Source organism: Sphaerisporangium sp. NPDC049003, from assembly GCF_043197795.1.
Taxonomy (GTDB): domain Bacteria; phylum Actinomycetota; class Actinomycetes; order Streptosporangiales; family Streptosporangiaceae; genus Sphaerisporangium.
This window is the reverse complement of sequence record NZ_JBICTU010000007.1, coordinates 255,948-266,673: the sequence shown is the minus strand read 5'-3', so window position 1 is coordinate 266,673 and position 10,726 is coordinate 255,948. Positions and strand designations below refer to the sequence as shown.

Below are 10,726 nucleotides of genomic sequence, written 5' to 3'. Positions count from 1 at the left end.
GCCACCACGTCTACAGCCACCGACGCACCCTCAATCTGTTCAAGATGGAAGTGAGGGAATCAAGCTGACCAAATCACAAACTCGCCGGGGCCCTGGTACTGGACGAGGTCTCGCCTGGAATCCAGGCGCCGGGATACCACTTCACGGCCTATCTCTTGTGGGACGGATTCGTCGAACGGCGGAGCGATCTCCCAATGGCGGAGATGGACGAGCTCGGAGGTCTTTTGGGGGTGGCCAGGGAAACTCTCCGTGGGCACTTCCGACAGCGTGACCGGGAGCGCAGAGCCAGGCTGATCCAGGAGTGGAAGCGCGAGGAGGTCTATCCTTACTCGGGGGAGCCCACCGAACCGACGCAGGCGGTGGAGCGCCAGATGTTCGACGAGGTGGCGACCACGATCGCGCGCCGTATCCCAGGTTCCCAGCAGAACCGGAAGACAACCCTCCGGCTGCTCAAAGAGATCATCGCCCATGATCCCAGCGGGCTCTACCCGGTTCTGGACGAGCTGTTCCGGCTGCCACAGTCAGAGCAGGAGGAGCTCAAGCGGATTCTCCAACGAACGAGCCTCTCCGATGTGGTCAAGGCGACCGGGCAGGTGGCCGACCGGCTGGACTTCATCGCCGTGCTCAAGAAACTCGTGTTCGAGCCGGAGATCAGCAGGACGGTCAAGGAGCGAAGAGAGCTTCACAAAATCCTTGAGCGTGAGACGTGGGTGTTCGGGGACGCCTACGCGCTGATGGTCAGCGATCAGAGCCTGGATACGGTGCTCATGCGTCACTTGAAAGCGTTGGGCCGTGACCCTGAAGCCGGTCGGCTTGTCCCGGTGCGCAGAGAAGACGGTCGCCAGGGAATCGTCGACCTCATGCTCGGCAAAGCGCGCCGGGGGAGTGCCGGGCGCGAGCATCTCGTGGTGGAACTCAAGGCCCCCAGTGTGAAGATCGGCCAGATGGAGGTCGGTCAGATCAAGAGCTATGCCCAGGCGGTCGTCGACGATCCGCAGTTTCGCGATGCTCGGGTTTCCTGGAATTTCTGGGTCGTCTCCACAGAGATGGACGACATCGTCCGGAGGGATGCGACAGCCCCGAATCGGCCGCCCGGCTGTATCGCCGAGTGGGAGGGGGGCGTCCGTATCTGGGCGCGAACGTGGAGTGAGGTCATCGACGACTGTGAGGACCGCCTCCATTTCTACCGAGACCGACTGAATCACGATCCAGCCACGGAGCACGCGTTGGACTATCTCCGACGAGTGCATGGCGACGTCATGCCGGAGGCGGCCGCGAGTGCGGTCGCCTATTGACGCTGCTTGACCTGGCCGTGCTGGTCTTACCTTGGAGCCGCGTGGTTGAGAAGGTGGACCGATGAGCATCCTGCGTGACTTCTTGAAGACGTACGTCGGGGACGGATCGGTGCCGGGGGTGGTAGGTCTGGTGGCCCGGGGCGGCGGGGTCGAGGTGGAGGCCGTCGGGTCTGTCGACGTCGACGGCACATCCCCGATGGCCAGGGACACGATCTTCCGTATCGCTTCGGTCAGCAAGCCCGTCATCGCCGCGGCGGTCATGATGCTGGTCGACGAAGGCCGCATCGCGCTGGACGACCCGATCGGAGAATGGTTGCCGGAACTGGCGTCACCGAGCGTGGTCCGGACGCCGGACGGTCCGGTCGATGACGTGGTCCCGGCTGCCCGGCCGATCACTGTGGAAGATCTGCTCACCTTCCGTGCCGGGTACGGGTTTCCGTCCGACTTCTCTCTGCCGGCGATCGCCCCGTTGTTCACTGAACTGAACCAGGGGCCACCGCAACCTCAACTCATCCCGGCGCCGGACGAGTGGATGGCGAGGCTGTCCCGCATCCCGCTGCTGTGTCAGCCGGGGGACGCCTGGCTGTACAACACCTGCTCCGACATCCTGGGCGTGCTGATCGCCAGGGTCTCTGGCCGCCCGTTGCCCGAGTTCCTGGCCGAGCGGCTGTTCGAGCCGCTGGGCATGGTCGACACGGGATTCGACGTTCCGACCGGCAAGCTCGACCGGTTCACCTGTTACTACCGCATCGATCCGGCCGGGGGCCTGAACCTGGTGGACGCACCCGGCGGGCAGTGGAGCAGCCCGCCCGCGTTCCCGTCCGGCGCCGGAGGGCTGGTCTCGACCGCCGACGACCTGCTCTCCTTCGCCAGGATGATGCTCGCCGAAGGGACCGTCGACGGTCGCCGACTGCTGTCGCTCGCGTCCGTACGGCAGATGACCAGCGACCAGCTGACCCGGTCCCAGCGTGACGCGAGCGTGCTGTTCCTGGAAGGGCAGGGGTGGGGCTTCGGCGGCTCGGTCGACGTCGAGGCCATCGATCCCTGGAACGTCCCGGGACGCTACGGCTGGGTCGGCGGCACCGGAACGGCGGCGCACCTCATACCGTCTACCGGCACGGTCACCATCCTGCTCAGCCAGGTGGAGATGACGGGACCGACCCCGCCCCCGCTGATGCGCGACTTCTGGCGGGAAATGACCAGGTAGGCCCCGCGTCGGGGTCATCCGCCGGCACAGGGCATCTCAGACGTTGCCGAGAATCCGCGTGACCTCGATCTCGATCACGACCCGTTCGGGGTTCTGCCGGGGCGCGCGGTAGCGCTGCGCGTACCGGTGCTCGGCGTCGGCGATCTCGTCGGGGTCGTCCCGGATCACGGCACGCCCTTCCAGGGTGGACCAGCGCCGCCCGTCGACCTGGCAGACGGCGACCGGCGCGCCCCCGGGCCCGGCCGCGGCCACCAGTCGGGCCTTGTACGACCCACGCGAGGTGATCACCCGAGCGGTCGCCGTGCCGAGGTCGAGCGTCACCCCGACCGGCACGACATGCGGCGTCCCGTCGGAACGGACGGTGGTCAGCGTGCACAGGTGCCGCTCACTCCAGAACGCGGAGAACGGCTCACCCCGTCCTGCCAGGTCCGCACGCGGGGCTTTCCCCGGCATCTTCGTCTATCCCGGCAGCACATATGGGGCGGCCGGGGCCCCCTCGGTCAGGTACTGCTTGATCAAGGCAGTGAGGCCGAGCGGGTAGACGGTCTGGCGGGTACGGCCGAGTTCGGTGAGATCCCACCACTGCCAAGCGAGGATGTCGTCGGTCTGGGTGGCCTGAGCAGGGTCAACCTGATCGGCGGGAATATGGGCGATGAAGTACTTTTCGACCTGCTCAGTGAGCTCTCCATGGATCATGTGGGTCTTGGCGCGGGAGGCGAGCTGCGGGCCCAACTCGACCTCTTCGATGCCAAGCTCCTCACGCAGCTCACGGATCGCCGCCTGGGTGTGGGTCTCACCCGCGTCCAAGGCGCCGCCCGGGGTTGCCCAGAACACGCCGTTGCCTTCTTCATAGCGCAGGAGGAGCACCTGATCGCTATCGTCGAGAACGATCACGCGGGCGGCTTGGCGAAGTCGAACGGCGGTCATGCCTTGATTGTCGCAGGCCGCAACTCATGGTCGCTTCTCCACGACGTAGTCTCCCAGGCAGAGCGCGTCCAGGTCGGTGGCCTGGAAGGTGGCCAGGGCGTCCGCGGGTGACTCGACGATCGGTTCACGGTCGTTGAACGAAGTGTTCAACACGACCGGCACCCCGGTGATCTTCCCAAAGTGTTCGATCACGGCGGCGAAACGGGCGTTGATATTGGGGTCGACGGTCTGGGCGCGGGCTGTGCCATCGACGTGGACGACACCGGGAATCAGGTGGGCTTGGCCGGGGTGGACAGTCGGCGCCAGCAGCATGAAGGGTGATCCGTCGGGGTCGAGGTCGAACCAGTGGGAGGCATCGGCCTGCAGGACGGCGGGCGCGAACGGACGGAACGGCTCCCGGTGCTTGATCCGATCGTTGAGGGCATCGCGGGAGGCGATCGTACGCGGGTCAGCGAGGATGGAGCGATGGCCGAGCGCGCGGGGTCCAAGCTCGCTGCCGCCGTCGAACCAGCCGATCAGCTTGCCGTCCGCGAGAAGCTGCGCCGCAGTTGTGGTGATGTCGCTTTCGCGCCGCCACGTGAACGGGACGAAGGCTCGCTCGACCAGACCGGAGCGGGGGTCACGGTTGAGCGCGAGTTCGATTTCCTCATCGCTATAGGCGCGGCCGAAGGAGTCATCGGCCAGCGGGCGGCGTGGAAGTTCGCCTGTGAGCCGGTGGAACCCGTACAGGGCGCAGCCGAGGGCCTGGCCGCGATCGGAGGCGGGTGGAGGAACGAACAACGCGGTGACCTTTGGGAGGCGGCGGATCTGGTCGTTGGCGACGCAGTTGAGCGCGACCCCGCCGGCCAGGCACAGACGGGTGATCCCGGTTTCGGCGATAACGTTTTCGACGAGTCCGGTCAGGACTTGTTCGACCTGGGCCTGTAGGTAAGCGGCGGCGTCGATGCCGCGCTGGTCGGTGCCCTTGCTGCCGGGTGGCCCGAAGTCCCAGCCAGTGCGGGCGGTCAGCTCGGCGATCCCGGCGGAGTGGGTGGCGGTCAGTCGCCCGTACACGCGAGTGTCGTGCAGGTCGAACAATGGGGCGGCGAACGCGCCGGGATCTCCGTAGGAGGCCAGTGCCATGGTCTTGCCGGCTTCCTGGGCAGACCAGCCGAGCCATTCGGTGAACGCCTCGTAGGTGGCGCCGATCCCGCCCGCCCGTCTTCGGGAGGGATCGTTGCCGCCGAACCGGGTGATGCCGTCGCGGTTGGCTGCATAGAAGGTCTCGGTGTCGGCGTTGTTGCCGGCACCGTCAGTGACCACGATGGTCGTCTCCTCGTGTGGGCCGAGACAGTAGGCGGTATAGGCGTGGGACAGGTGGTGGTCGACGATGATGATCCGGCCGGGGTCGACTCCCAGGTACCGCAGACCCGTGTCAGCGGAGGTCGCCGGGGTGCGGCCAAAAGAGCTGGCGACCACCAGGTCGACGTCAGAGAGACTGAGGTCGGCGGCGCGCAGGCAGTACAGGACGGCGTTGAGCCAGCCGGGGCTGTAGCGGCGGCGATTGAGCCGCTCCTCGCCGATCGCGACCATGAGATCCGGCGTGAGGAGGGCGGCGCCGCCGTCGTGGCCGAAATTGACGCCGATCACGCACGGTGTTTGGCTGCTCATGGGGCGGCTCCGTTGAGATCGTCGGTGGGCAGGACGTTGAGCGGATTCCACAGCCGAGTAAGGCCGTGAAGCTGGATGAGGCTGGCGAGTTGGAACATCTGCATCAGCCCGCCTCGGTAGGCAAACGCATCGGTGACGGTGCCACCCAGGACCGCCGAGCCGCCCAGTTTGCGGTAGAAGCCGCCAAATCGGGCATCGACGCCCGGCTTGGCTGGAGCTGTGGGCGGGTGCGCGGGGACGGTGGCTCCGGCGGTGCGCAGTTCATCGGCTACGGCGGACAGAACAGCCGAGAGGGTAAGCCGATCGGTGTCGATGACCAGCGGCGGGTGAGGACACAGGCTGGGCGCGTGCTCGGTGTAGAACTCCGACATCCGCTCCAGAAGGCCCCGCTCGTACCATTGGCGCCAGCGTGGATGGGCCGGGCGACCCCCGCGGCGCTCCAAGCTGGCCGTGACGCTCACCAGCAGGATCACCGTTCGCAGGCCGCTGTCATAGAGGGGCTCGATGTGTCGGCGGTAGTAGGCGACGGCTTTGCTGTACGGCAGGGTGGCCTCGCGGCGGGAGGCCCAGGTGTAGGCGAGCACGCCCAGGTGGTTGCGGTCGCACACCACCACATCCGAGCAGGCGGTGAGGTCTCGCGCGCGCAGCGCTGCCGCGCGGGCCCTTTCTTGCCGCAGGTACCACAGCGTATGGGCTGCGGGGGCGCTGTGGACCGGAGTCCCGGTGCCGCTGCTGAGCTTGATGTTCGGCTCGCTGAAGAACAGGGCACTATCACCGAGGGTGGGCACCAGCGCGCCGAGCAACGTGGTCTTTCCTGCTCCCGGCGGGCCTTCGAGTGCGAGCGCTATCGGGCCCGTCATCGGGCCGAGCCTTCCAGGCGGGGGCCGGTGGCCGCGACGGTGGTCCAGTTTCCGCCGGTGTTCGCCGACTCCAGTGCGGCCGTGGCCAACGCGAGGCTGCGCAGGTGGTCGGTGATGTCGTGCTCGGGAATGGCGCTGGCTTCAAGAGCGTGGACAAACGCCGTGTAGGCGCCGAGGATCCCGTCGGGCACCCACTCGCCGGGCGGCGTGAACGTCTCGGAGCCGCAAGCGGTGTGCAGGGCGGCAGTGCTGTAGGTGGCCTGAGCGTCGGCCCGGTCGCCGTTAACATGCCAGGCGCTGGACCAGGCCTGCGGGCTGCGGGTCCGGTTGTACATGGTCAGACAGGCGACGAGCGGGGCGTCGAACGCCAGCATGATCGTGTAGGTGAGTGGGCAGCGGGCACGCTGGCCGGGCAGGATGCTTGCGCGCGCCGATACGGCGACCGGGTCGCTCCTGGCAAGCTGGCGGGCGAGGTCGAGGTAGTGCAGCCCGTGGTCGAGAAACAGGTAGCCGGGATGGTCGGTGTACCAGGTGCCCTCGTCCTCGCAGAAGTGGTGGACGTGCGCCAGATGGGCGAGGTCGCCGAGCCGTCCGGTCCGGGCCCAGTCGAGCAGCAGCCGTTGCGCAGGCGCCCACCGAAGGTTGTGGTTAACCGCAACCGGAACGCCCGCTTGTGCCGCTTCCCGGGCGATGGCGGTCGCCTCGTCCAGCGTGTAGGAGACCGGTTTTTGCAGCAGCAGCGGCTTGCCGTATGGAAGAAGTTCGCGGACCAGGTTCAGGCGGCCGTCCGGCCGGGTCGCGACGTCGATGAGGTAGCCTACCGTACGCAAATAATCTTGCGTACGGCCCGCATGGTGCTCGACACCGTGCCGGTCGAGAAGCGGGCCGAACTGCCTGCGCTCGGCGACTACCGCGCCGCCATCAGCGCTCAAGTCCCGGCCTGAGTGACTCCAAGTAGCCGCCGTCCCGGTGGGCCTGCCGGTCGAGCTCGGCCTTCAGCCTGCCGAAACAGGGCGAGGTCGAAGATGGGACTTGCCGTCGATCGCGTCCAGATCGGTCACATGCACAGCCAAGCCGTCAACGTTGAGAAGCTGCGGGACGGACTCCGCAGGCTGTGCAAGCGCGGGGGCCGCAACTGCGGGTCGCTCCTCGCAACAGGGGTGGACCGCCATGAGATGGGTGCACGGTTGTAACGATCATGGGATGTCAGTTCAGGGTGTGACGCCTCCACATGGCTGAGCGGCCGACACCGTCGGCGGCGATGATCCCTTCATCCCTCATTTCGTTGAGAACCAGGCGGATCGTCTGGTCGCTGATGCCTGGAAGCGCGGCACGAATGTCGGTGATCCTGAAGATGGGGGGTCCCTGCCGCATCACGTAGTTTCTGACACGGTCCTGCTTGGTGCCGGGTGAGTGTTCGGCTGCGGCGCGTGCGGCGAAGACCTGGTATCCCTGGGCGAGCAGCTTGGTGAAGTAGCACAGCCACGGCCAGGGATCGGCGGTGTCCTGGTGCCAGCCGTGGGTCGAGTCCAGCAGGGCCTGGTAGTAGGAGTCAGGCGATCTGGCGATGACCTGCTCCAGGCTGACATAGCGCACCACACCGTATCCAGCGTCCATGAGCAGGGCGTTGGTGAGCGCTCGGGCAATCCTGCCGTTGCCATCCTCAAAGGGGTGGATGACCAGCAGGTCCAGGATGAACAGGCCGACCAGGAGGACGCTGTGGTGCTGTCCCTCGTCGACCGCCTTCAGGTAGCGCTCAATCAATTCGTGGACGTGGAAGTCGGTCTCGGCCGCGCTGACGGGACGGAACCGTTCGATCAGAGTTCCGTCGGGCATCCGATCTACGACCAGGTTGTCTTCCCTCTTGAACCGGCCTCCCGGTGCGGCCGTGTGGACGAAGAGCAGCCGGTGCAGGTGAAGCAGCAGGCCGGTGTTGAGTGGCCGCCAGTCGTGCTGGAAGAGGTAGTCCAGGGCATCGCGCGCACCTGCGAGTTCCTCCTCGCTCCGGCTCCGGAAGGCTGTGGCTTGTCCGCGGATGATGCGTTCGGCGCGAACGGGGTCGGGGACGACGATTCCCTCGATGGCGGAGGATGCGGTGATGCTGGCCACTCGGGCGCGGTCGGCGAGTTCTTGCAGCAGGCCGGGCAACTGGTCCCGGTACAGCGCTTCGCAGCCGCGGCCGAAGTCGACGGCGCTCAGAGTGGTCACGATCCGGGAGGGCACTCTGTCCAGAACGCGATCAAGGTCAATAAAGGTTCGCATGGCTCCTCGGAACGGCGAGCGAACTACGCAATAAATGACGTAAACTACCTAATCAATGATCCAATTAGTTAGTTTAGCGCATTGATTGGCGGTGGACTGCCCACCCACATGACCCTTCACAGCGCACGCAGGGTGCTTGACACCGTTCCGACGGAGAAGCGGGCCGCCCTGCCTGTGCTCGGTGACCACCGCGCCGCCGTCAGCGCTCCAGTCCCGGCCTGATGCGAGTGAACCCCTGGGAGCTGAGGGGATCAGGAAGGCCCGCTCGATAGCTTCCTCTACAGGGCGTTTTCGTGCTTGAGGAGCCATTCCTTGACGGGGGTGCCGTAGTAGTAGCCGCCGAAGCCGCCGGCGGAGGGGAGTACGCGGTGGCAGGGGACGAACGGGGCGACGAGGTTCTGGGCGCATGCCGACCCGGCCGCCCGCGCCGCGGTCCTCGGCAGCCCGGCCCGCTCGGCCAGTTCCGCGTAGCTCACCGTCGTTCCCGCAGGGACGGCGCGCAGCGCCGCGAGCAGCCGTTGCCGGGTCGGCGTCCCCGGCTGGTCGAGCTCTACGGTGTCGAGAGCGAACAGGTCGCCGTCGAGGTAGTCCCGTACGGCCCGAGCGGGCTTGCCGAGGTCGTCGACGAGCTGGAGGGGGAGCGCGGTGAGCGTCCCCGGCAGCCGTACATGCATCGCACCGGGGTCGGCGGTGAACCCCGCGGCGACCAGCACGTCCTCATGTACGAGCAGCGAGAGCGGCCCGGTCGGAGTCGGCAGGACCTGTGCGTCGATCGTTGCGTTCATGGCGTCTCCGAGCTCCAGAGGTGTAGCGCGGCGTACGCCCGCCAGGGGCGCCACCGCTCGGTGTCGTCTTCGGGGATGTCGAGTGCCTTCATGGCCCGCCGGAGGCCGAGGTCGCCGGAGGGCCAGGCGTCGGGGTCGCGCAGGGCGCGCATCACGATGTAGCCGGTGGTCCACGGCCCGATGCCCGGGATGTCCAGGAGCCGGGACGCGGTCTCGGCCGGGTCCGCCCCGCCGTCGAGGTCGAGCTCGCCCGAGGCCGTCTTCTCGGCGAGGATCTTCAGCGTCGTGACGCGCCGCCCGGTCAGCCCGAGCCCGGACAGATCGGCCCCCGCCAGCCACTCGGCCTTCGGGAACAGCAGGCGCGGTCCATCGGCGTCCGCACCCACCCGCGCGCTCCTGCCACCGTCGTAAGGCTGGTCGGACGGTCCGGCCAGGGGTCCGGGTGGGGACGGGGGTCCGGCGAGGGCTGCGACGTCGTAGGGCTTGGCAGGGGTTCCGGCGCGGATGGCGATGCGGCCGAGTAGCGTCCTGGCGCCGGCGACCGAGACCTGCTGGCCCACCACGGCGCGTACCGCCAGCTCGAAGCCGTCGAAGGCGCCGGGCACGCGCAGCCCCGGACGTCGCTCGACCAGCGGGCGGAGCGCGGTCGCGCGGAGGGCGTCGGCGATGGCGCCGGGGTCGGAGTCGAGGTCGAGCAACCGGCGGCACCGGGAGACGATCCTCGCCAGGTGACGGGTGTCGTCGAGGGTCACCGACAGCCTGATGTGCCCGACGGCGGGAGCCAGAGTGATCACCCCTCCGGGCACGGCGCGGCGGTAGCCGGTGGGGCTCGCCTCCTCGACCCCCGGGACAGCGCGGGAGGCCAGGAAGCCGAGCAGGGTCTCCGCGTCGTACGGCGGCCGGTAGTTCAGCCGCAGCGTGAGCGTCGCGGGCATGCCGGGAGTGACGCCCCGCGACGACCCGGCGACCCGGGAACCCGATGTCGGGGCTCCAGGAGACGCGATGGCCTGGGAATCGTGGTTCACCGCTCCAGCGGACTCGGTGGTCTGGGAACCCTGGTTCGCGGCTTCAGCGGAGGTGGTGGTCCGGGAGCCTGGTCTGGTGGTTCTCGCGGAGGCGGCGCGGGCGAGGGGGCCCGAGGTGGTGCGGAGGTCGCTGGGCGCGAAGCCGTACGCCTCCTTCATCGTGGCGTTGAACTGGCGCACGCTGCCGAACCCGGCGGCGAACGCCACGTCGGTGATCGGCAGCGGGGTCTCGGTCAGCAGTTGCTTGGCGAGCAGCAGCCGCCTGGTCCTCGCCACGGCCAGCGGACCGACGCCGAGCTGGGCCGTGAACAGGCGCAGGAGGTGCCGTTCTGTGACGTGCAACCGGCTCGCGAGGCCCGCGACGCCGTACTCGTCGGCCACGCCGTCGTCGATCAGCCGCATCGCCCGTCCGACGAGGTCGGCGGCGACGTCCCAGCCGGGATCTCCCGGGCTGAGCTCGGGGCGGCAACGGCGGCACGGGCGGAACCCCGCCGCCTCCGCCGAGGCGGCGTGCCGGTAGAACCGGACGTTCTGCCGTGCGGGCGTACGGGCCGGGCAGATGGGGCGGCAGTAGATGCCTGTCGAGGTGACGGCCGTGTAGAACCGCCCGTCGAACCTCGTGTCGCGAGCGCTCGCCGCCCTGTAACAGGAGTCGAAGTCGAGGGTCTGGTGTGGTGTCACAGCTACGACGTTATGCCCTGTTCAGGCCGCACGA

10 protein-coding genes are annotated in these 10,726 nt (G+C 67.9%); 2 read left to right on the top strand and 8 right to left on the bottom strand.

The annotated features are described in order from the left end of the window. The first annotated feature begins 194 nt into the window (after positions 1–194). Both ACGFIV_RS10525 and ACGFIV_RS10520 read left to right on the top strand, forming a co-directional pair. Positions 195–1,295: a hypothetical protein gene (locus ACGFIV_RS10525; RefSeq protein ID WP_392833834.1), complete on the top strand. Its 1,101-nt coding sequence runs from the start codon at positions 195–197 to the stop codon at positions 1,293–1,295. 61 nt (positions 1,296–1,356) lie between these two features. Then, positions 1,357–2,502: a serine hydrolase domain-containing protein gene (locus ACGFIV_RS10520; protein WP_358552141.1), complete on the top strand. Its 1,146-nt coding sequence runs from the start codon at positions 1,357–1,359 to the stop codon at positions 2,500–2,502. Between the two features lie 36 nt (positions 2,503–2,538). Here ACGFIV_RS10520 and ACGFIV_RS10515 read toward each other — a convergent pair whose 3' ends face one another. From ACGFIV_RS10515 to ACGFIV_RS10480, 8 genes are all read right to left on the bottom strand, one after another. Beyond that, positions 2,539–2,955, bottom strand: a complete 417-nt coding sequence (locus ACGFIV_RS10515; RefSeq protein WP_392833831.1) for a PPOX class F420-dependent oxidoreductase — start codon at positions 2,953–2,955, stop codon at positions 2,539–2,541. A gap of 6 nt (positions 2,956–2,961) precedes the next feature. Beyond that, positions 2,962–3,429 carry an NUDIX domain-containing protein gene (locus ACGFIV_RS10510; protein ID WP_358552145.1) on the bottom strand — a complete coding sequence of 156 codons (468 nt, stop codon included), beginning with the start codon at positions 3,427–3,429 and terminating at the stop codon, positions 2,962–2,964. Positions 3,430–3,453: 24 nt separating this feature from the next. Then, entirely contained in the window at positions 3,454–5,079 is a 1,626-nt protein-coding gene (locus tag ACGFIV_RS10505; RefSeq protein WP_392833827.1) for a carbamoyltransferase, read from the bottom strand. After that, positions 5,076–5,939, bottom strand: a complete 864-nt coding sequence (locus tag ACGFIV_RS10500; protein WP_358552149.1) for an AAA family ATPase — start codon at positions 5,937–5,939, stop codon at positions 5,076–5,078. The genes ACGFIV_RS10505 and ACGFIV_RS10500 overlap by 4 nt, the downstream gene beginning before the upstream one ends. After that, positions 5,936–6,769: a Gfo/Idh/MocA family oxidoreductase gene (locus ACGFIV_RS10495; RefSeq protein ID WP_358552151.1), complete on the bottom strand. Its 834-nt coding sequence runs from the start codon at positions 6,767–6,769 to the stop codon at positions 5,936–5,938. The genes ACGFIV_RS10500 and ACGFIV_RS10495 overlap by 4 nt, the downstream gene beginning before the upstream one ends. A gap of 376 nt (positions 6,770–7,145) precedes the next feature. Then, a complete protein-coding gene (locus ACGFIV_RS10490; protein ID WP_358552153.1) occupies positions 7,146–8,087 on the bottom strand; it encodes a Fic family protein in 942 nt (313 codons plus the stop codon). Positions 8,088–8,479: 392 nt separating this feature from the next. Beyond that, positions 8,480–8,986 (bottom strand): methylated-DNA--[protein]-cysteine S-methyltransferase, encoded by a 507-nt coding sequence (locus tag ACGFIV_RS10485; protein WP_358552155.1) that lies wholly within the window; start codon positions 8,984–8,986, stop codon positions 8,480–8,482. Then, the gene (locus ACGFIV_RS10480; RefSeq protein WP_392833821.1) at positions 8,983–10,692 is read right to left on the bottom strand and encodes a DNA-3-methyladenine glycosylase 2 family protein; all 1,710 of its coding nucleotides are present in this window, start codon (positions 10,690–10,692) and stop codon (positions 8,983–8,985) included. The genes ACGFIV_RS10485 and ACGFIV_RS10480 overlap by 4 nt, the downstream gene beginning before the upstream one ends. Positions 10,693–10,726 lie beyond the last annotated feature (34 nt).